Genomic DNA, 19,865 nt, shown 5'->3' on the forward strand with positions numbered 1-19,865 from the left:
GCATTAAAAAAGCCCCCGAAGGGGCTTTGGCTGACACACAGACAGTCGATCTGTGTTTTTAAATAATTTTAATGCCTTGTTGGCCTGCAGGCGTCACTTTGAAAATTTCAACTTCAAAGGTAATATCTTTACCTGCCAATGGATGGTTAAAGTCGACTTCGGTGATGTCATCACCTACAGTTTTCACTACGCCATACAGGCTTTGTTTGGCTTTGTCTTCAAACTCGATCATGTGCCCTTCAATAGGACGCTGTTCAAATTTGACCGTATCAAAATGTTGTACGTTTTCAGGATTCCACGGGCCAAAAGCATCTTCTGGTGGTAGGCTCACTGTACGACGGTCGCCAGCACGTAAACCAAACAGTGCTTTTTCAAAACCAGGCAGTAAGCTGCCATCACCCATTACAAGGCTTACAGGCTCTTCACGGCTACGTGTGTTATCAATTTCTACGCCATTTTCAATGCACACAGAAAAATGTAACTCTACTTTTGAACCTTCGCTTACGCGAGTTTCTTCATTGGGATTAATAAAATCAGTCATGGTTTACTTCGGCACGTTGGATACGGTTTTTTTCGAGAAAAAAGGTATCGATCAACAAAAGGATCGTTCCTAGTGTAATCGCACTATCTGCAATATTAAACGCAGGGAAGTGGCTGTTTTGATAATACACATGAATAAAATCAACCACATAGCCTAATGTTACACGGTCAATTAAATTCCCTATAGCACCACCTAAAATAAGGGCAATCGCGATGGGCAGCACTTTCACGGTTTTGGGCATACGCATCAGCCAAAACAGGAAAATGACAGACACAATACCTGCAAGAGAGGTAAAAAAATAACGTTGCCAGCCGCCCGCATCGGATAAGAAACTAAAGGCTGCGCCATAGTTATGCAATAAAGTCCAATTTAAAAAGGGCAGGACTGGTACTGGATCTGCATAATTCAGATGGGTACTGGCAATCCATTTGGTCCATTGATCTAAGACAATGGCTAGAATAGCCAAACCTACCCACACCAAATTGTGCGGATAGAATTGGAATAAGCCCTTTTTCTGTTGAGGGTTAGGCATACTTTCTCTCTTCGCCTTGGCCTGTAGGAAGGTTGATAATACAACGACCACATAGACCTGGATGTGTAACATGTGTATTCACATCTGGCAGCACATGCCAGCAGCGTACACATTTTTCACCATCAGCCGCCGAGACTTGCACATTCAGACCTACCAGATCAGAGGCTTCACCTTGAGTTGCATCGAATGCATTGACCAAGACTTGTGAAGTGATCATAACAAAGCGAAGTTCATCATCTAAACGATCCAGTACGTCTTTGAGTTCTGCATCTGCCCACAGTTCAACTTTGGCAGAGAGATTTGAACCCACGATTTTCGCGGTACGTGCAGTTTCGATGAACTTGTTCACCGCAGACTTCACCGCAATCAGCGTTTGCCAATCGGCTTCAGACAACAAGTTTGCTTTTGAAGCCACAGGAATGTCATACCATTCCGCAGTGAACACGTATTTCTCAGTTTGCTCTGGAATGAGTGGCCATGCTTCTTGAGCAGTAAAGCTCAAAATTGGTGACATCCAACGTACAAAGGCTTGAACCAAATGATACAGTGCAGTTTGAGCCGAATGGCGCGCTTGTGAATCGGCTTTGGTGGTGTACTGACGGTCTTTGATGATGTCGAGGTAGAAACCACCCAAGTCATTGATACAGAAGTTGGTTAGTGCATTTGCCACGATATGGAAGTTCATATCTTCATAGGCTTGTTGAATGGTTTTCTGCACGTCCGCTGCACGTTGCAAGATGTATTGATCAAGTGCGATCAATTGATCTACAGGCAGTGCATCCGTCGATGGTTTGAAACCATTTAAGTTTGCCAATAAGAAACGCAAGGTATTACGAATACGGCGGTAGCCATCTGATGCACGGTTAAAGATTTCTTTACCAGCAGTCATTTCATAACGGTAATCGGCCGATGCAATCCAGAAACGTAAGCCGTCTGCACCCATGTCTTTAATGATGTCTTGCGGAGTGATGATGTTGCCCAAAGATTTTGACATCTTACGGCCTTTTTCATCCACCACGAAGCCATGAGTCAGTAAGCCTTTGTACGGCGCACGTTCATTGATCGCAATCGAGGTGAGCAATGAAGACTGGAACCAACCACGGTGTTGGTCTGAACCTTCAAGGTATAAATCAGCAGGATCGGTGAGTTCTTCGCGTTCACGCAGTACGGCATAGTGCGTTGTGCCTGAGTCGAACCACACGTCTAAAGTGTCACGAACACAGTTGTACTGTTCCGCTTCATCCCCGATAAAATCTTTCGCCTCACGGTTATACCAAGCGTCAATTCCTTCTTGTTCGATCAACTTCGCGACTTCTTCGATCAACTCTGCTGTGCGCGGATGGAGTTCGTTGGTGTCTTTATGCACGAAGAATGGGATTGGCACGCCCCACGTACGTTGACGTGAAATACACCAGTCTGGACGACCTTCGATCATGGCTTGAATACGATTTTTACCCCAATCAGGCACAAAGCTGATCTCGTTTTCAATCGCATTTAAAGCGTTTTGACGCAGACCTTGTGCATCCATGCTGATAAACCACTGTGGGGTCGCACGGAAGATAATCGGTGTTTTATGGCGCCAGCAGTGTGGGTAGCTATGTTTGATCGGTTGATGTGCCCATAAGCGACCGACGGCATCCAAAGCTTCAATGATTTTTGGATTGGCTTTGTAGATGTGCTCGCCTGCAAAAATCGGTGAAGTTGGTAAATACACACCATTACCACCCACTGGGTTTTCAACTTTTAAGTTGTACTGTAAGCCAACTTTATAGTCGTCTACACCATGGCCAGGTGCCGTATGTACAGCCCCTGTACCGCTGGTTGCAATGACATGTTCACCTAAAATCACAGGCACTTGGCGATCGGTCAGTAACGGGTGTTGTAATAATAGGTTTTCGATTACTGAGCCGTTAAAATCAGCGAGAACCACAGGGTTTTCAAGCTTATAACGCTCAACTGCCGACTCAACTAAGTCTTTAGCTAAAATAAAGTTTTGCACGCCACGGTCGGTGCTAACTTGAACTAGTTGATAGTCAATTTCAGCATGGACGGCAACTGCTTGGTTTGCAGGCAAAGTCCAAGGTGTGGTGGTCCAAATTACGATATCTGTTGCGGCTTCTACTTTGATATTTAAACGTGCGCTTAAGTCTTTTAAGTCGACAACCGTAAAACCAACGTCAATCGCGTCAGATTTTTTATCTTCATATTCCACTTCAGCTTCAGCCAAAGCTGAACCACAGTCTAAACACCAGTTCACAGGTTTAAGACCTGGTTCGATATGGCCTGCTTTCGCAATTGCGCCAACAGAGCGCACAATGTCTGCTTCCTGCTTAAAGTTCATGGTCAGGTAAGGATTATCCCAGTCACCAAACACGCCCATACGCACAAAGTCTTTCTTTTGCAGTTCAACTTGGGTGTAAGCATATTCACGGCAGGCTTTACGGAAAGTAGAAGCATCCACCTTCACGCCTACTTTACCGACTTTCTCTTCTACTTTCAGTTCAATCGGAAGGCCGTGACAGTCCCAACCTGGTACATAAGGGGCATCGAAGCCGTCGAGAATACGACTTTTAATAATGATATCTTTTAAAACTTTATTGACCGCATGACCCAAGTGAATTTGGCCATTTGCATACGGAGGGCCGTCATGCAGGACATATTTTTTCTTGCCAATACGCGACGCACGAATCTGCTGATAAATGTTGTCGGCATACCACTCTTCTAACCATTTTGCTTCACGTACCGCAAGGTTTGCTTTCATGGCAAATTCGGTACCTGGGAGGTTGAGTGTGGCTTTATAATCCACTGCATTTTCAGTAGTTTGCTTATCGCTCATGCAAGATGTCTTCCAATTTAATCAGCGGCTCGGCTGACGCGTTTTACATAAAATTGATTGGTATTTAAAAGGGAAATGTGGGGGTGTTTTGGCGGAACTCAAGCAGTTTCACCACATCATCATCAATTCCCGCTTTTAGTGCTTCCAGCGAAGGGTAGTTCTTTTCACCATGTAAGTAGTTCAAGAAAGTGACCCGCATTAACAAGCCATACAGATTAGCAGAAACATCAGGGAAATGTACTTCTAATCGCCATTCTGGCTGTGCTTGTTGAATGGCTGGACGTGTTCCGACATGACCCGCACCAAAAAGCGCTGAATGGTCATATCCTGCAACCCCTAATCGATCAGGATGGTCTGCTTTCACTTTGTCGCGTAAAGACGTGGTTTCACACATCACATCTACACCATAAATGCCGTTTAAACAGGGTTTATGTCGGTTTAAACGTACATTAATGGTTGGAAAATCAAGGGTTCGGCCAATTTGGTCGCCATATTGTACCCGACCCGTAATGCTATAAGGGCGCCCTAATAACTGAGCAGCCAGCGCCAAGTCCCCTGCAGCCAGTGTTTGGCGAATCCGAGTTGAACTGACGCGTTCACCTGCTGAGAGGATGGTTTCTAGATTGTGTACTTGAAAACCATAGTTTTCTAGAAATTCGCTGTTGCCTTGGCGGTTTTTACCAAAGTGAAAGTCATCGCCTAAAACCAAACTTTGGGCATTGAGTTTTTCTTTTAAAATATCGGCAAATTGTTCTGCACTTAAACTGCGGAAGCTGTTGTCAAATTTCGCGACCGCAATATAGTCCACACCCAGCTCAGTTAAATATTCGACTTTTTCACGCAATGATGAAATACGCGGTGGAGCATCATAACCTTTAAAAAATTCAAGTGGTTGAGGCTCAAAAATCATCACCACTGTTTTTAGATTTTGTTGTTTTGCAACGGCTTTGAGCTGATGAATCATGGCTTGATGACCCAAATGCACCCCGTCAAAATTACCGATAGTGACAGCGGTTTTTTCTAATTGGGTATGTGAAGGCAAAGCATTTAGACGGAGCAGCTTCATGGGCAAATCAAGTGCTTGGAATTAAGAACGGCTTATATATTGCCATATTCTTGGGCATTCGTCTTGTGGTTGTTTTTTGACAACGCAAAATTTAGTGCAAAGTATATTTATATTGGTTTTATTGATTTATTTAATATAAATTAATCAATTTTTCTTATTTATGAATTTAATTAGTATAAATGTAGATTTTAAATGAGGCCGAACTCATGCAAAAACCATTTACACAACTTGGACAGCGGCAAAATATCATTCGTCAGTTCACCCCTAACTGGTTCACTGTCAGTATGGGAACAGGTGTTGTGGCGTTAATTGTATCAGAGTTTCCGATGTTCAAGGCACTCACATGGCAAATCGGCACAGGGCTGTGGTATTTCAATATTTTATTGTTCGTACTTTTTAGTGCGCTATATGGCTTACGTTGGGCATTTTATCCGCACGAAGCCAAACAGATTTTTCAACATCCAAGCATGAGCCTATTTTTAGGTACGATTCCGATGGCGCTGGCCACCATCCTCAATGGCTTTTTAAAGTATGGTCAGCCTATTTATGGCGACACAGCTGTACAGATTGCGCAAACGCTCTGGTATGCCGATGTGGTCTTGGCGCTCTTGGTGGCGTGGGCAGTTCCTTTTGCCATGTATCGACATCAGGAGCATGCTTTACAGCAGATGACCGCGGTGTGGTTATTGCCAATCGTGGCTTGTGAAGTTGCAGCCTGCAGTGGTGGTTTATTACTGGGGCATTTGGCAGCTGATACTCATGCCGTTGCGATTTTATTGGGTAGTTATGTGTTGTGGGGTGTTTCAGTATTACCCGCCTTTGCTATTTTAACGATTTTAATGTTGCGATTGGTCTTACATAAACTGCCTGAAAAAGAGTTGGCGGTCAGCAGTTGGTTGGCTTTGGGACCAATAGGCACTGCTGCTTTGGCATTACTGGTTTTGGGGCATCAGGCACCGACGCTGATGGCGAGTTTGGGCTTAGCACAACTGGGTCAGTTATTTCAGCAGGCGGGGATTTTGGCCAGTTTAATTCTGCTGGGTTTTGGACTGTGGTGGTTGGGAATTGCGGTGCTGACGACTTTGCACCATGCCAAACAGGAATTACCGTTTAATTTGGGTTGGTGGGGACTGACTTTCCCATTGGGCGTATATACACTGGCAATCTTAACTCTAGCCCAACAACTCAATTTGGCTTTCCTGTATGCCGTTGGCTATGCTTTTGCAGCGATACTGATGTTGTTATGGAGTTTGGTCGCAACCAAAACGGCACACGGTTTTTATCAAGGTCATTTGTTCTTTTCACCGTGCTTAAAAACCTATTTAGAACAGCAGTATAAATGAGGTCTACAATCCTTTCAGTTTAAAGCGTTATCTGATCTTATGTAGGTTGTTTGAGCCGAGACCAGAGGCACTTTTCTTTCGGATCGATTTGTTTTCTAATGGAACGTATGAAGTCTGTTAATTGAGTATTTTATGTCAGATGTTGCATTGATCATGGCTTTGCCGAATGAGTCTAAAGGATTGTTTGAGCAAGCAGGGATTGAAGTTCATTACAGCGGTATTGGTAAAGTCAACGCGGCCTATAAAGCATTTGAAGTGATTCAAAAAACAGGCTGTAAAACCCTGATTAATTTAGGTACAGCAGGCAGTACTTATTTTGATAAGCACGAATTGGTTGAAGTCTCTCAATTTGTACAACGCGACATGGATGTCTCTCCACTGGGTTTCGCTGTCGGTTTTACCCCATTTGACACCATGCATCCTGCGGAAATTCATTTAGAACCGTTTTTCCAACACCTCCGCACCGGCATCTGTGGAACAGGGGATAGCTTTGAAACGGGTGAACCCAAAGTACCGTGTCATTTGGTTGATATGGAAGGATATGCGCTGGCAAAGGTCTGTAAAAAACAGGGTGTCCGTCTGATTTCGGTCAAATATATTTCAGATGGTGCCAACGACACCGCGCATTTGGACTGGGAAGACAATTTGTTATTGGGAGCTCAGAAATTATTAGCATTATTTGAAAGTATCTGAGGCTTTGATTCTGTCTTTTTCAATTCGGCGACCATAGAGTGCTATGGTCGTATGCCAAAATTACTCAGCTTTGAATAATTCAGACGGTGTTCGCGGGATCACGCCATACAGCATCATATGCACGGTATGTTGAATGACTCGTTGTTGCATACTGCGGTTACGTAGGGTTTTACCTGTTACCATTTCCATTTGCGTGGCAAAATCAGCATAGTTTTGTGTTAATGCCCAAATGTTGAGGATTAACAGCTCAGGGTCTATTTCAGTTGAAATTTTACCTTGCTCTTGCCAATTGCTAATGACTTTGGCTTTACGTTTGACCAACTTCTTTAACGGCCCTTTGAGGATTTCCAAAATATGCGGCGCCCCTTGGATCACTTCTAAAGCAAATAAGCGAGACGCTTTCGGTTGAGTCCGAGAAACATCAATCTTTTGCAATAAGTAGTTGGTGATCGCTTCTTCCGGCTCTAAGTCAGCTTCTAACATCTGTAATGGGGCTAACCATTTTTGTAGAACCGTCGTTAAAACTTCAACGTACAAAGCTTCTTTATTTTCATAGTAATAGAAAATATTCGATTTGTGCATTTCAGCAATCTGTGCGATTTCATCTAAGCTTGCTCCATTAAATCCATAGAGCGAGAAGACATCTAGTGCAGCATTCAGCAGCTGGTGGCGTTTTTGAGTACTCTTTTTCTGTTCCATTCTCTAATTTAAAAAACAATAAAAAGGGGGAAGGACAAATTGTACGGCAAATCATCAGATTTGTGCACAAAGTGGAAATTTAATTTTTTGAATAATGATCATTTATTCTGTAGATTGGCTCTTAAATTGCGATAAATTCTAAAAGTTGTCCAATAAAATATAATTATATAAAAACTATTTTGTCTAAACTATATGAAATGATTCAATGTGAAGTGGTATGTTTGGATAAAAATAACGTGAAATTTATTACATTATTTAAAATAAAGTATGCTTAAGTCATATGACAGTCTTCTGCTTTTTTTACTAAAATTTAGCATAAAAAATCCTTAGCCCCCCCAAGCTAAGGATTTTTTAGTCTACTTATGTGGCTAAAACTGCATTTAACACCTGCTGTTCAAGGGTATTGAACTGCATATCTTTGACGCGAGGGCGGGGCAGGTCGACTTGAAACTCTTTGGCAATATGGCCACGGTCTAGCAAAATAATCCGATCGGCCAGTTGAACAGCCTCACTAACATCATGGGTGACTAAAATGGCGGTAAAGCCTTGTTCCGTCCATAATTTTTCAATCAAATTCTGCATATCTAAGCGGGTTAAGGCATCGAGTGCTCCCAAAGGTTCATCGAGCAATAAAATCCGTGGTTTATGCGATAAAGCGCGTGCCAAAGCGGTCCGTTGACGCTGTCCCCCAGAGAGCTGCGAAGGCCAAAGACCCGCTTTTTCTTTGAGTCCGACTTTTTCTAGCAGACCCGAGGCAGTGGCATGTTGTTGTTTCGGCAACCCCAGTTGTACGTTTTGTTCAATGGAGCGCCATGGTAACAGTCGTGGATCTTGGAACATGACCCTTATATCGTCTGCGGTAATCCCTTCGCGGAGGTGTCGTGCGGACTTAAACTTAATTTCGCCGTAGCTTTGTTGTTCTAAGTTGGCAATCAGGCGCAGCAGGGTACTTTTACCACAACCACTGCGTCCGACAATGGCTAAAAACTCACCCGGTTGAATATGCAGATCTAAGTCTTCGAGGACTTTAACTGAGCCATAAAACTTATGTAGTTGTTCGATAATAATTTCGGCCCCAAGCACAGCTTGAGGGTTAATGTCTTGATTGTGATTTGGCGGCGACGGAATATTGGCATGGCGACCAAGGCTTAAATCAGTCATCTCAAACTCCTTATTTTTGGTATCCTGCATGCCAGCGCAGCAGGTATTTTTCTAATGTGACGGCCAGTACATCAGCCAATTTTCCAAGTAGGGCATACAGTAAAATCCCCACCAAGACGATGTCGGTCTGTAAAAATTCACGTGCATTCATGGTCATATAACCGATGCCCGCTTGGGCTGAAATGGTTTCGGCAACGATCAGCAGGACCCATACCAAACCCAGTGAAAAGCGTAGACCGACTAAAATAGAAGGCATCGCACCCGGTAAAATAATTTCTTTATACAGTTGCCAACGGGTCAAACCATAGCTTTTCCCCATTTCAATCAGTTGTGGATCTACCGAACGTATGCCGTGATAGGTGTTGATGTAAATGGGGAAAAACACCCCGACCGCAACCAAAAACAGCTTGGCGGTTTCATCAATCCCGAACCATAAGATCACCAACGGAATAAGTGCCAGTGCAGGAATATTTCGGATCATCTGTAGAGTGGTGTCGAGCAGGGTGGACACCGTTTTCGATGAACCATTTAACAAACCCAGAAATAGACCTAGACCCCCACCCACCAATAGGCCGAGTAAGGCACGGCCTGCACTGACTTGCACATGCTTCCATAGTTCCCCACTCAGTAGCAGGTTCCAGAAAGCAGTAACTACTGCCGTTGGTGCAGGTAAAATCCGACTTTCTAAAAGTCCCGTGCTGGAGGCAATTTGCCAAAGCACAATCAAGCCGATAGGAAAGAGCCAAGGCAGCAATAGCTGCCCCAACTGAGTTCCACGTGAAACCTTTTCTTGCTGGAGGGTTTGCACTGAAACGATTTTGGACATTAGGCAGGCTCCTGAATCACTTTTGTTTTTTTGTTTTCATCGGGTGTGTAGTTGTTTGCCACAATCTCACCAAAGGGGCCTGTTAAATTTGGTTGTGCTAACTTTGCTTGAGTTTCAAGCGGCAGGAGTGGGAACACCAACTCGGCAAAACGAATCGACTCTTCAAGATGTGGATAGCCTGAGAAAATAAAGGTGCTGATGCCCAAGTCGGCATATTCTTGAATACGGGCTGCAACCGTTTCAGGGTCACCGACCAATGCCGTACCTGCACCCCCACGAACCAGACCTACGCCTGCCCAAAGGTTCGGGGATACTTCAAGTTTGCTGCGGTCACCATTGTGTAGTTCAGCCATGCGACGTTGACCGACCGAGTCCATGCTCTTAAATTTGGCTTGTGCTGCAGCAATGGTGGCATCATCGACATATTGAATGAGCTCTTCCGCCGCTTGCCATGCTTTTTCATTGGTTTCACGCACAATCACATGCAGACGAATACCATAGTTGAGCGTACGACCTTTGGCTTCAGCTTTGGCACGGACAGTGTCAATTTTGTCTTTAACTGCAGCAGGGGGTTCGCCCCATGTCAGATAAGTATCGACCTGATCCGTCGCTAATTCGATGGCGTCATCCGATGAGCCGCCAAACCAAAGTGGAGGGTAGGGTTGTTGCACAGGTGGATATAGCAGTTTGGCATCATCTACGTTTAGACGTTCGCCGTGAAAGGTAAAGCTTTCACCTGTATGGGAGCGGGTTAAAATCTCACGCCAAATTTTGACGTATTCATTGGCAGTTTTATAGCGAGTGGAATGGTCTTCATAAAGTCCATCGCCTTGCAGTTCTTTTTCATCGCCACCTGTCACCAAGTTCAATAAAACCCGACCATTGGAGAGACGGTCAAAGGTGGCTGCCATCCGTGCAGCCAGTGCTGGAGTGGTCACGCCTGGACGCAGTGCAACTAGGAATTTTAATTTTTTTGTGGCATCAATCAGGCTGGCTGCGGTCAACCAAGGGTCTTCACATGAACGACCTGTTGGAATCAGCACACCTTCATAACCCAAATTATCCACGGCAACCGCAATCTGTTTCATATAGGCATGGTCCACTTGACGAGCACCTTTGCTGGTACCTAAGTAGCGACTGTCACCGTGAGTTGGGATAAACCAGAAAATTTTCATTTTAAAAAATCCTTAGATAGAGTCGTTTAAGGTTTGCTCGGTGCAACCCAAACGGTATTTTGAACTTGAATGTGTTTCGGAATGAGCTGGACTTGTTGGAACAAATCCGCAATTTGTTGTTGGGCTTGCACCACTTCAGGCTTCAGGGTTTGAATTGGTGAAGGCTTCAGACGTTTGTCGATGACGCGTTGGGCAATAGAGGGCTGTAAACCTGTACTTTGGGTATAGACGTAAAGTGCTTGCGGTTGGTTTTTTAGCACCCATTGATCGGCCTGATTCAGCCCGTGAATGAACTGAGCGGTGGCCTCAGGATAAGTCTGAATGAACTTGGGGTTGCCAATATAAAAAGAATAGGTTTGCGGAAATGCTGTGCCATCAATCAAGACTTTGGCATGTGCATCCTGCTCTGCTGCACTGAGGTAGGGTTCCCAAATGGCCCATGCATCTATGGATTGTTTATCAAACGCGGCACGCGCATCCGCAGGGGGCAGCCAAATTGGTTGAATGTCCTGCCAACTGAGTCCTGCTTTTTGTAAGACTTTCGCTAACAACTCATGCGCGCTTGAGCCACGCTGAACGGCAATGCGTTTGCCTTTTAGGGCTTGAATTGAACCAATGCTACTATTTTTAGGAATTAACAGGCCTTGAGAGTTAGCGGGTACTTGTTCATAGCCGACATAACTGAGTTCTTTGTCAGCAGCTTGGGCAAAGATCGGTGGGGTATTGCCCACTGCACCAAAATCGACAGCACCAACGGATAATGCTTCTAACATTTGTGGGCCAGCGGGGAACTCTTTCCATTCAATTTTGGCTTGAGGAAATTGTTGCTCAAATAATTTTTGCTCACGCGCGACCAATAGGTTCAAAGACGACTTTTGGTAGCCAATTGACAGGGTTTTAACTGGAGCTGTTGCCTGTTTTTCTGGCGTGTTCGGTGCTGCTGTGTCTTGCTTTTGGCATGCCCCGAGTCCAAGACTCAAGCTAACGATGCCAATACTGGAAACTGTTTTCAGTGTTTTCATAATGATCTCTATATTTTTATTTAATAATGGCAGCGTCAATATTCAGCTTGTTTGGAATGAGTTTTTGTTGATAGAAAGCATCGGCAACGTACTGCTGTTTTTTTGCGACTTCGGCTGAAATGGGTTGAACGCCAAAGCCCATACGACCAATCGAGCTTTGTAAAATGTCTAAAGACAAGCCTGTCGGTTTTTCTAACAATTTGGCTGCTTGTTGTTGATTTTGTTCGACCCACTGTGTGGTGGTGTTGAGTTCATTCACGACCGTTTTTAAAACTTCTGGATGGGTTTCGGCAAACTTACGATCTGCCAAATAAAACTGATGATTACTGACTAAGTTTTCTCCGGTAGCAATCACACGTGCTGAGATTTGGTGTTCAGCGGCAGCAAAGAAGGGATCCCAAATGACCCAAGCGTCGACTGCGCCACGTTCAAATGCGGCACGTGCATCCGATGGCGGAAGATACACCGCTTCAATATCAGAAAGTTTCAGGTTATTTGCTTCTAACACTTTGAGTAGCAGGTAATGCACATTTGAACCTTTGTTGAGTGCAATCCGTTTGCCTTTTAAATCTTGGATGCTTTGAATCTTTGAGTCTTTTTGTACGATCAGTGCTTCTGCTTTAGGTGCAGCAGGTTGGTTGGCAATGTAAACCAAGTTCGAATTTGCAGCTTGTGCGAAAATCGGAGGGGCTTCACCTGCTTCACCAAAGACCACACTGCCGACATTTAAGCCTTCGAGGAGCTGTGGACCTGCAGGAAACTCGACCCATTTCACTTGGACATTTTGTGCTTTAAGCGCCGTTTCTAAAGTGCCACGCTCTTTAACGATGGGCAAAATGCCATATTTTTGAAAGCCAATATTGAGTGTGACGGTTTCAGCTTCTTTTTTCCCACATCCAGATAACATCATGACACCCACGACTGCTGCAGAAAGAACGCTTGTTTTGATCCAGAACTGTGCTCGAGAAGTGCTCATGTGTTTCATAACTCCAAATAAATAAGGTGAGTGAGTTGGTGAACACATACGCTAATAGGCATTTCTTTTCAGAAAAAATAAGAAATCGGGCTTTAGACATGAAAAAAAAAGATAAAAACAAAAGTGCAAAACTTATGCAAAAAACAGCAATATAAAAAACATAAAATATAAAATTTATTGAGGTTAAATTATTGATATTTATTATTTAAAAGGTATTTTTGTTTTTGGAATAAGCTTAGTGTTTCACGCAATATAGATTTGAGCGATTTTTGCGGTGTTTTCTAGATAAAGATATGAGAAATAAAGATATCCATAATCCTGCAAAAGCCACTTAAAGTGGCTTTTTAAAGACGAGCGAGTTGCGCTGATAGTTGTATAAGGCTTGGCGTGCATTGGGAAGTTCATCGACATTGGCCGTTTCAAAGCCATGTTCTAAGAACCAATGTGCAGTACGTGTGGTCAGTACAAATAACTGTTGAATGCCCATACTGCGGGCTTTACCTTCGAGATAATGCAAAATTTGGCTGCCGCGATTAGATTTGCGATAGCTAGGATCGACTGCGACACAGGCAATTTCGGCACTGCGGATTTCACCCTCTGCCGCTGGCAGTGGGTAGAGGGCAGCACAGGCCAAGATCATGCCATCACGTTCAATCACCGCAAATTGGCCAATTTCATTTTCGAGACGTTCACGTGAGCGATAAACCAAAATGCCTTCTTCTTCAAGTGGACGTAATAGGTTAATCAGCCCGCCGACATCTTGAATGTTGGCCATACGGACTTCTTCATAATGGGCGTCGGTAATCATGGTGCCCGAACCATCACGAGTGAAGAGCTCCTCAACCAAGGCACCATCATAAGCATAGGAAATTAGATGTACGCGATGTACGCCGTGCGTCGAGGCTTTTTTGGCACCGCGTAAATGTACCGCAATGTCTGGATTCGAATCTTGGTACTTCTCAATTTGTGCATCGAGCTTGTGTGGTGAAATTTCGCGTTGCAACTGCCCATGTTCATTGAGCAGACCATGTTGTTTGCCCAAGAAAATCAGTTTGTCTGCTTTAAGATGAATCGCCGTGCGGGTCGCTACTTCTTCTGCCAGTAGGTTGAACACTTCGCCTGTGGTGGAATAGCCAGTTGGCCCGAGCAGCACAATATTGTGATTATCCAAATGGCGTTGAATGGCGTCGGTATCGACCGTACGAACTTCGCCGGTTAACTGAAAATCGACCCCATCGCGAATGCCATAGGGCTTGGCTGTAACAAAATTCCCTGAAACCACATCAATGCGTGCGCCATACATCGGTGAGTTGGCCAGCCCCATTGAGAGTAAGGCTTCAATTTGCAAACGAATTGACCCCACTGCATTCATCACACAGCCCAACGATTCTCGGGTGGTGACGCGACGATACTGATGAAATGGCGTTTGTAGTTGGCTTTGTTTTAAGTTGTGGTTGATTTGCGGACGCGCTCCATGCACCAAGATCAGGCGAATCCCGAGCGAATGCAGCAGGGCAATGTCGTGAATAATATGTTGAAAGTTATCATGCTGAACGGCTTCACCATCGAACATAATCACAAAAGTTTTATTACGGTGAGCATTGATATAAGGCGCAGAATGTCGAAACCAATGCACATATTGCAAAGTTGTACTGTGATGTGTTTCGATCGAATTCGTTTGCATGCCTGTCTCAAAATGAACTACTTAGCATGATTTTAATCAAAAAATGCAGAAGAGGAAGTCTTAAATAGAAAAACACCTGAAGCAACGTTCAGGTGTTTCATCGGTTTTGCGCCACCAGCCAGAATTAACCGATAATACGCAGGATACGGTTATTGCGTTCATTGACTAAAACATAGTCACCATTGACCTTATACCACTGTTGATAGCGTCCAGTGTTGGGTAGGCGACGTGCTTCTCGGTCACTGACATGATAACGCGATGAGTCATAGCCGCGTGGCAAAGTTTGACCTGAGCGCCAGTCTCGGCTTGGGTTAACACGTTTGTTTTGGTAGCGGTTGTCATTGTCCCAACGACGGTCATCGCGATGATCCCAGCGCGAGTCATGAGCATGCGCGCGGTCATAGTATTGTGGTGCTGCCATTGCAGATGTGGCCATGAGCGCGCCTAAAGAGAGAGTGATTGCAGTCAGAATTTTTTTCATTGCTTTCATCCAGTATGAGTCTTGTTTCGATCATTCAAAATTAGCGAATAACTCTAGAGAAAGCGTGAGGGCTATTTAGGTGAATTGTGAAATATATGAAGAGACTGAGGAGATTGTTGTTTTTCTGCAATGCTTGCAAACAAAAGCTTTGGCACATAAAAAACCTGAAACAACGCCTTCCATGCTGTGCCTGACTGTGGTCTCTTAAGAGGAGTATGCAGTCGTACTAAAGCGGGTGAAAGGGTGTTGATTCAGGTCTCAAGAATAATGTCGAGGAGTTGTACAAAATGAAGCGCAGATTAAAGCCCCATAATCCGCAGAATATTGTTGCTGTCTGCGTCGACTAAGATGTAGTCATTGTTGATTTTGTACCACTGCTGGTTTCTGTTTGGCTTTGGAAGATTATGGTCTTTATATTCGACTTTATAACCGTTACCACGGTAATGCTGTGGCATGACATAACCTTGTTGCCATTTATGCTGTTGTAAACGTTTGACACCGCGCTCTTCGCGTATACGTCGACGATCTTGCTGATCGTCATTACCTGAATCGCGAAAGTCACGTCCGCGTGGCTCATTGCCATAGCGTGGATGATCGTGGTCAAACTGAGGGGCAGCAGTACTGAGACTGCTTGCCATCAAAGCACTGAAAGAGATTGCCAATACTGTCAAAATCTTTTTCATGTTGAATCCTCATTAAGGTAATTTCATTCTTTCCTATAATGTACGAAAAAAATGCAGAGAAACTGTGAAGATGAATTGGGTATTTATTAACAAATGCAGAGATATTAAGAAGATTATGCCCAATTCTAAGCCTGAATTAAATCATCAATTGCGCCAAAGTCCAAAGCAAACAGTTTGTATCTTCTGATTTTTGACTCATTTTGAGGGCTCAGATCCCCCTTTGTCAAAGAATGCATAGTGCATTATTTAATTCCATTGCTGCGCCAGATGTTGCAATGAATGGATTGAATGAACCACTGCTTCAGCTTGGCTGGCATCTTCCAAAGCACAAATCAGGCTTTCGGGGAGTTGTAAATGATGGATATCACGAATGGTGTCATGTTTACGTTGTAAATCAGCCATGCTGCATCCTTATTTTCAATTCTTGATCAATCAGAATGATAAATAGGAAATCTTAAGCTGAAAAACCGAATATTTTTATTAAAGTAATTTAAAAATACGATTTAAAATATCTAGCTAGCCAAGCTGAGTTTTCAACTTGGCTGATTCGGCTTAATAAGCGTAGTTGAGGTCGGTATAATCACTCAATGATTTCTGTATATGCGCTTGGATAAATTCACGTACATCTGCTGCGGTCATCGGTTCACCATTTTTGCTGATGGCATGCTCAATGTCGGGCTGACCTTCAATTTTGATACGATAAACAAAGCTTTTCTTGGCTCTGTATTGTTCATCATTCTTAGCAATGACCGTGACGTAATGATAGCTATGTTCAAAGTTTAAGTCGGTATGGGCAAAAACAAACTGGTCGAAAAGTTTCAGTGTGGCGCCATTTTCCAATGCTTGAAGTTCCTCCACAATACTGGCTTCAAACTTCATCCCATATTTTTCTGAAATCGGCTGTTGGTCAATCAACAGGCTAACCATACCATCTTCAGTGGGTTGTACAGTGATGTTGCTCAAGTCCGTCATGGCATATGCTTCAAAAATGGAGTTGGGCATCAGTATCCGCAAAAATTGAAAAAAGACAACCTTTTCTGAACTTGAGATCATGTTGCAGATGACTAAGCTTCAGTTTGACACATAAAAAAGGAAGCCGAAGCTTCCTTTTGAGTGAATGCTTTTAGTCTTGTGCATCAATACTTTGACCATTCATATGTAAACTATCATCGCCCATCAAGTACAGATAGGCAGGCATGATATTTTCAGGCGTTGGCAATGTTTTTGGATCTTCATCGGGATAGGCTTTTGCACGCATTGCAGTGCGCGTAGCCCCTGGATTGATACAGTTAAAGCGGATATTCGGTGAGGTATTTTCTTTGGCAAATAGTTGGCTGACCGCTTCAATCGCGATCTTAGACACGGAATATGCGCCCCAACGTTCACGCGTTTCACGTCCGACACCTGAGCTGGCAAAAACCACGGAGGCATGCTCAGATTTTTTCAGGAGCGGCATTAACTCTTGAGTCATAACGAATGGCGCACGCAAGTTGACGGCCATGACATCATCCCAGACATCGACAGGATAATTTTCCAGTTCAGTGCGCTCACCTAAAATGCCCGCATTATGCAAAATGCCATCTAGGCGCCCAAATTGGCGTTCTAAGGTGTCGACCAGTAATTCATAATCACGAGGAGAGGCGCTCGACAGCTGCAAGGGTAAAATTGCAGGTTGCGGCGCACCTAAGCCTTCAATTTCATCATAAATGACTTCGAGCTTATTTAAGGTACGTCCATGCAGCACCACAGTTGCGCCGTGTAGGGCATAACTTAATGCAGCAGCACGACCAATACCATCGCCCGCACCTGTAATTAAGATGATGCGATCTTTGAGCAGATCGGGGCGAGGTTGATATTCTGAATATTTCATCATTACCTCCTCGTTATTTTGATTTTTTAATTGTGATCAAGTCAGTGAGTTGGACGGTGTAGTTTGACTCACAAGAGACTGAATAACATCGTCCAATTCAGCCACAGTCTTCACTATACAATCTGCTTGCCACGCTGTTAAGTCATCTTTGTGCGCGAATGGTAAATAACCATAAGCCGCCAAAATGGTATACATCTGCGCGTTACGACCCGCATCGATGTCACGTGGATGATCGCCGACATAGATACAGTCTTGAGGTGCAATCGCGATGTGCTTGGCAGCCAAATACATCGGCTCAGGATCAGGCTTGGTCTGTGAGACATCCTCTGGGCAGACTAAAACCGCACAGCGCTCTGTCAAATTCAGTGCATCTAATAATGCTTCACTGAGCCAGCGCGGTTTATTGGTGACGATACCCCAAGGAATCTCTTGGTTTTCAAGTTTTTCAAGTAGCGGATACATGCCCGAAAACAGGTCAGTATCTACTGCGATATCGGCACCGTAGATATCTAAAAAACGCTGACGATGTGCCAGAAAAACCGGGTCTTCGACTTCCAGTTCTGGATAAACCAATTTCACCATCGCCCGTGCACCTTCAGAGACTTGGCTACGGATCAGGTCTGCATCGACCACAGCGACGCCTTTTTCACGGCACATGTCTTGAATAATGCGAATAAAGTCGGCGGCAGTGTCGATCAGTGTGCCGTCAAGGTCGAATAAGACGGCTTTCATGCAGCACCTTCTTTGACGGTATAAACCATGTAATTGACATCGACATTTGGCGCTAACCAATAGCGTTTGGTCAAGGGATTGTAATGTAAACCCGTCATGTCTTTCAGTTTGAGCCCTGCGCCGCGAATATCATGTGCCAGTTCTGAGGGCTTAATGAATTTTTGATAATCGTGGGTGCCTTTGGCTAACATGCGCAGGACATATTCAGCGCCAATAATGGCAAACAGGTAGGCTTTGGGATTACGGTTAATGGTGGAGAAGAATACATGACCACCTGGTTTCACCAGTTTATGGCAGGCTTCAATGATTGAGGCTGGATTGGGCACGTGTTCCAACATTTCCATGCAGGTCACAATATCGTATTGTCCTGCTTGTTCTTCTGCGAGCTGCTCCACTGGAATTTGGCGATATTCGATATGCTCAACACCTTCTTGTTCTGCATGTAAACGTGCCACATTCAGGGGGGCTTCGCCCATATCAATGCCGAGCACATCTGCACCACGACGTGCCATACTTTCAGCTAAAATTCCGCCACCACAGCCGACATCAAGAACTTTTTTTCCACTGAGTCCACCTGCATGTTCATCAATCCAGTTTAAGCGCAGTGGGTTGATCATATGTAAAGGGCGGAACTCCGAGTGCTGATCCCACCATATGGCAGCAAATGCTTCAAATTTGGCAATTTCTTGTGGATCAACATTCAGTTGCGACATCGTCGGCACCTCAATTTAAGTCATGATATTTAAAACGTTCACTAGGGCTTAGTGTAGCGTTTATTCTAGAAAAAGCGATAAAAGCCTGAAAAAAGTTCACAGAATGAAAACGAATTTGGCATATTTGATTTATAGTATTTGCATAAACTTATCATAATGATTTTGAGGACAATAAGTTCAATGAAAAAACTCCTTTTGAGTGGCTTAGCAACCGCTGTTTTCGCAATTTCGGGCAGTGCAATGGCTGCAAATTTTGTGGCAGGTCAGGACTATATCGTCGTACCAACACCTGTACAGGTGGAAGTGCCAGGAAAAATTGAAGTCCGCGAATTCTTTTGGTATGGCTGTGGTCACTGTTTTAAACTTGAACCGCATATGCAGACTTGGTTGAAAAAATTACCGAAAGATGTGCGTTTCGTGCGTACCCCAGCAGCCATGAATCCAGTGTGGGAACAAGCGGCGCGAGCTTATTATGTGTCTGAGGCCTTGGGTGTACGTAAAAAGACCCACTTGACTTTATTCCATGCCATTCATGATCAAAATCAACCGATTCTAGAGCAACCTGCTTTAGCCAAGTTCTATACTCAGTTTGGTATTCCTGAAGCGAAATTTAACAGCACTTATAAATCATTTGCGATCACTTCAAAAATTGCACAAGCACAAGACTTAGCCAAGCGCTATCAACTCAGTGGTGTTCCTGCTGTGACGGTGAATGGTAAATATATTGTGCAAGGTGAAGATGCTAAAGTGACTCAAGTCGTGGATTACTTGATTGAAAAAGAACGTACTGCAAAATAAGCTGAATCTGTTTTAAGTCCTTAACCCATAAAAA

Annotated in this window: 21 protein-coding genes; 3 read left to right on the forward strand and 18 right to left on the reverse strand. The window is 44.1% G+C overall.

Going from position 1 to position 19,865, the window contains the following annotated elements:
- Positions 1-58: 58 nt before the first annotated feature.
- The 4 genes from MN200_RS00160 to ribF all read right to left on the reverse strand — a co-directional run bounded on the left by MN200_RS00160 (position 59) and on the right by ribF (position 4,975).
- Positions 59-541 (reverse strand): peptidylprolyl isomerase, encoded by a 483-nt coding sequence (locus tag MN200_RS00160; RefSeq protein ID WP_058868584.1) that lies wholly within the window; start codon positions 539-541, stop codon positions 59-61.
- Positions 534-1,073 (reverse strand): signal peptidase II, encoded by a 540-nt coding sequence (gene lspA / locus MN200_RS00165; RefSeq protein WP_005401585.1) that lies wholly within the window; start codon positions 1,071-1,073, stop codon positions 534-536. The genes MN200_RS00160 and lspA overlap by 8 nt, the downstream gene beginning before the upstream one ends.
- Positions 1,066-3,909: an isoleucine--tRNA ligase gene (gene ileS / locus MN200_RS00170; protein WP_242759859.1), complete on the reverse strand. Its 2,844-nt coding sequence runs from the start codon at positions 3,907-3,909 to the stop codon at positions 1,066-1,068. Before ileS ends, lspA begins: the two co-directional genes overlap by 8 nt.
- 64 nt (positions 3,910-3,973) lie before the next feature.
- Positions 3,974-4,975 carry a bifunctional riboflavin kinase/FAD synthetase gene (ribF, locus tag MN200_RS00175; protein ID WP_183176262.1) on the reverse strand — a complete coding sequence of 334 codons (1,002 nt, stop codon included), beginning with the start codon at positions 4,973-4,975 and terminating at the stop codon, positions 3,974-3,976.
- A gap of 206 nt (positions 4,976-5,181) precedes the next feature.
- Here ribF and MN200_RS00180 point away from each other — a divergent pair, with 206 nt between their 5' ends.
- Positions 5,182-6,318 carry a TDT family transporter gene (locus MN200_RS00180; RefSeq protein WP_242759861.1) on the forward strand — a complete coding sequence of 379 codons (1,137 nt, stop codon included), beginning with the start codon at positions 5,182-5,184 and terminating at the stop codon, positions 6,316-6,318.
- A 132-nt stretch (positions 6,319-6,450) separates the two neighbouring features.
- Positions 6,451-7,011, forward strand: a complete 561-nt coding sequence (locus MN200_RS00185; RefSeq protein ID WP_005401589.1) for a 5'-nucleosidase — start codon at positions 6,451-6,453, stop codon at positions 7,009-7,011.
- Between the two features lie 60 nt (positions 7,012-7,071).
- Here the strand turns inward: MN200_RS00185 and MN200_RS00190 are convergent, their stop codons facing one another.
- The 14 genes from MN200_RS00190 to ubiG form a co-directional block, all read right to left on the reverse strand.
- Positions 7,072-7,710 carry a TetR/AcrR family transcriptional regulator gene (locus tag MN200_RS00190; protein WP_242759863.1) on the reverse strand — a complete coding sequence of 213 codons (639 nt, stop codon included), beginning with the start codon at positions 7,708-7,710 and terminating at the stop codon, positions 7,072-7,074.
- A gap of 360 nt (positions 7,711-8,070) precedes the next feature.
- Positions 8,071-8,871, reverse strand: coding sequence for an ABC transporter ATP-binding protein (locus MN200_RS00195; RefSeq protein ID WP_004684173.1), 801 nt, complete (start codon positions 8,869-8,871; stop codon positions 8,071-8,073).
- 10 nt (positions 8,872-8,881) lie between these two features.
- Positions 8,882-9,697, reverse strand: coding sequence for an aliphatic sulfonate ABC transporter permease SsuC (gene ssuC, locus MN200_RS00200; protein WP_058868591.1), 816 nt, complete (start codon positions 9,695-9,697; stop codon positions 8,882-8,884).
- Positions 9,697-10,872, reverse strand: a complete 1,176-nt coding sequence (ssuD, locus tag MN200_RS00205) for an FMNH2-dependent alkanesulfonate monooxygenase (RefSeq protein ID WP_058868592.1) — start codon at positions 10,870-10,872, stop codon at positions 9,697-9,699. Before ssuD ends, ssuC begins: the two co-directional genes overlap by 1 nt.
- 26 nt (positions 10,873-10,898) lie before the next feature.
- On the reverse strand, positions 10,899-11,894 hold the full coding sequence (locus MN200_RS00210; RefSeq protein ID WP_058868593.1) for an aliphatic sulfonate ABC transporter substrate-binding protein: 996 nt from the start codon (positions 11,892-11,894) through the stop codon (positions 10,899-10,901).
- Between the two features lie 16 nt (positions 11,895-11,910).
- Positions 11,911-12,870: a sulfonate ABC transporter substrate-binding protein gene (locus MN200_RS00215; RefSeq protein ID WP_058868594.1), complete on the reverse strand. Its 960-nt coding sequence runs from the start codon at positions 12,868-12,870 to the stop codon at positions 11,911-11,913.
- Positions 12,871-13,201: 331 nt separating this feature from the next.
- A complete protein-coding gene (gene argA, locus MN200_RS00220) occupies positions 13,202-14,554 on the reverse strand; it encodes an amino-acid N-acetyltransferase (protein WP_058868595.1) in 1,353 nt (450 codons plus the stop codon).
- A 124-nt stretch (positions 14,555-14,678) separates the two neighbouring features.
- On the reverse strand, positions 14,679-15,035 hold the full coding sequence (locus MN200_RS00225; RefSeq protein WP_004684182.1) for an RcnB family protein: 357 nt from the start codon (positions 15,033-15,035) through the stop codon (positions 14,679-14,681).
- A gap of 299 nt (positions 15,036-15,334) precedes the next feature.
- Complete coding sequence (locus MN200_RS00230) at positions 15,335-15,718, reverse strand: RcnB family protein (protein WP_058868596.1); 384 nt, start codon at positions 15,716-15,718, stop codon at positions 15,335-15,337.
- Positions 15,719-15,964: 246 nt separating this feature from the next.
- Entirely contained in the window at positions 15,965-16,120 is a 156-nt protein-coding gene (locus MN200_RS00235) for a hypothetical protein (protein WP_165801770.1), read from the reverse strand.
- A gap of 150 nt (positions 16,121-16,270) precedes the next feature.
- Positions 16,271-16,690, reverse strand: a complete 420-nt coding sequence (locus tag MN200_RS00240; protein ID WP_058868692.1) for a hypothetical protein — start codon at positions 16,688-16,690, stop codon at positions 16,271-16,273.
- A 151-nt stretch (positions 16,691-16,841) separates the two neighbouring features.
- Positions 16,842-17,588, reverse strand: a complete 747-nt coding sequence (locus MN200_RS00245; protein WP_005401600.1) for a YciK family oxidoreductase — start codon at positions 17,586-17,588, stop codon at positions 16,842-16,844.
- Positions 17,589-17,624: 36 nt separating this feature from the next.
- Complete coding sequence (locus MN200_RS00250; RefSeq protein WP_058868597.1) at positions 17,625-18,320, reverse strand: HAD-IA family hydrolase; 696 nt, start codon at positions 18,318-18,320, stop codon at positions 17,625-17,627.
- The gene (gene ubiG / locus MN200_RS00255) at positions 18,317-19,033 is read right to left on the reverse strand and encodes a bifunctional 2-polyprenyl-6-hydroxyphenol methylase/3-demethylubiquinol 3-O-methyltransferase UbiG (RefSeq protein WP_058868598.1); all 717 of its coding nucleotides are present in this window, start codon (positions 19,031-19,033) and stop codon (positions 18,317-18,319) included. Before ubiG ends, MN200_RS00250 begins: the two co-directional genes overlap by 4 nt.
- Before the next feature lie 180 nt (positions 19,034-19,213).
- Between ubiG and MN200_RS00260 the strand changes: the two genes are divergently transcribed.
- On the forward strand, positions 19,214-19,831 hold the full coding sequence (locus tag MN200_RS00260; protein ID WP_058868599.1) for a thiol:disulfide interchange protein DsbA/DsbL: 618 nt from the start codon (positions 19,214-19,216) through the stop codon (positions 19,829-19,831).
- The last annotated feature ends 34 nt before the right edge of the window (positions 19,832-19,865 follow it).

It is taken from the genome of Acinetobacter sp. LUNF3 (genome assembly GCF_022699605.1).
In the GTDB taxonomy this organism is placed as follows: domain Bacteria; phylum Pseudomonadota; class Gammaproteobacteria; order Pseudomonadales; family Moraxellaceae; genus Acinetobacter; species Acinetobacter johnsonii.

Excerpts from the sequence above, each read along its gene's own strand:
- MN200_RS00195 (WP_004684173.1), bottom strand. The coding sequence starts at position 8,871 with ATGACTGATTTAAGCCTTGGTCGCCATGCCAATATTCCGTCGCCGCCA.
- MN200_RS00180 (WP_242759861.1), top strand. The coding sequence starts at position 5,182 with ATGCAAAAACCATTTACACAACTTGGACAGCGGCAAAATATCATTCGT.
- MN200_RS00185 (WP_005401589.1), top strand. The coding sequence starts at position 6,451 with ATGTCAGATGTTGCATTGATCATGGCTTTGCCGAATGAGTCTAAAGGA.
- ssuC (WP_058868591.1), bottom strand. The coding sequence starts at position 9,697 with ATGTCCAAAATCGTTTCAGTGCAAACCCTCCAGCAAGAAAAGGTTTCA.
- ubiG (WP_058868598.1), bottom strand. The coding sequence starts at position 19,033 with ATGTCGCAACTGAATGTTGATCCACAAGAAATTGCCAAATTTGAAGCA.
- MN200_RS00215 (WP_058868594.1), bottom strand. The coding sequence starts at position 12,870 with ATGAGCACTTCTCGAGCACAGTTCTGGATCAAAACAAGCGTTCTTTCT.
- MN200_RS00230 (WP_058868596.1), bottom strand. The coding sequence starts at position 15,718 with ATGAAAAAGATTTTGACAGTATTGGCAATCTCTTTCAGTGCTTTGATG.
- MN200_RS00240 (WP_058868692.1), bottom strand. The coding sequence starts at position 16,690 with ATGACGGACTTGAGCAACATCACTGTACAACCCACTGAAGATGGTATG.
- MN200_RS00245 (WP_005401600.1), bottom strand. The coding sequence starts at position 17,588 with ATGAAATATTCAGAATATCAACCTCGCCCCGATCTGCTCAAAGATCGC.
- MN200_RS00235 (WP_165801770.1), bottom strand. The coding sequence starts at position 16,120 with ATGGCTGATTTACAACGTAAACATGACACCATTCGTGATATCCATCAT.
- lspA (WP_005401585.1), bottom strand. The coding sequence starts at position 1,073 with ATGCCTAACCCTCAACAGAAAAAGGGCTTATTCCAATTCTATCCGCAC.
- MN200_RS00160 (WP_058868584.1), bottom strand. The coding sequence starts at position 541 with ATGACTGATTTTATTAATCCCAATGAAGAAACTCGCGTAAGCGAAGGT.
- MN200_RS00210 (WP_058868593.1), bottom strand. The coding sequence starts at position 11,894 with ATGAAAACACTGAAAACAGTTTCCAGTATTGGCATCGTTAGCTTGAGT.
- MN200_RS00260 (WP_058868599.1), top strand. The coding sequence starts at position 19,214 with ATGAAAAAACTCCTTTTGAGTGGCTTAGCAACCGCTGTTTTCGCAATT.
- ileS (WP_242759859.1), bottom strand. The coding sequence starts at position 3,909 with ATGAGCGATAAGCAAACTACTGAAAATGCAGTGGATTATAAAGCCACA.
- ssuD (WP_058868592.1), bottom strand. The coding sequence starts at position 10,872 with ATGAAAATTTTCTGGTTTATCCCAACTCACGGTGACAGTCGCTACTTA.
- ribF (WP_183176262.1), bottom strand. The coding sequence starts at position 4,975 with ATGAAGCTGCTCCGTCTAAATGCTTTGCCTTCACATACCCAATTAGAA.
- MN200_RS00190 (WP_242759863.1), bottom strand. The coding sequence starts at position 7,710 with ATGGAACAGAAAAAGAGTACTCAAAAACGCCACCAGCTGCTGAATGCT.
- MN200_RS00250 (WP_058868597.1), bottom strand. The coding sequence starts at position 18,320 with ATGAAAGCCGTCTTATTCGACCTTGACGGCACACTGATCGACACTGCC.
- MN200_RS00225 (WP_004684182.1), bottom strand. The coding sequence starts at position 15,035 with ATGAAAAAAATTCTGACTGCAATCACTCTCTCTTTAGGCGCGCTCATG.
- argA (WP_058868595.1), bottom strand. The coding sequence starts at position 14,554 with ATGCAAACGAATTCGATCGAAACACATCACAGTACAACTTTGCAATAT.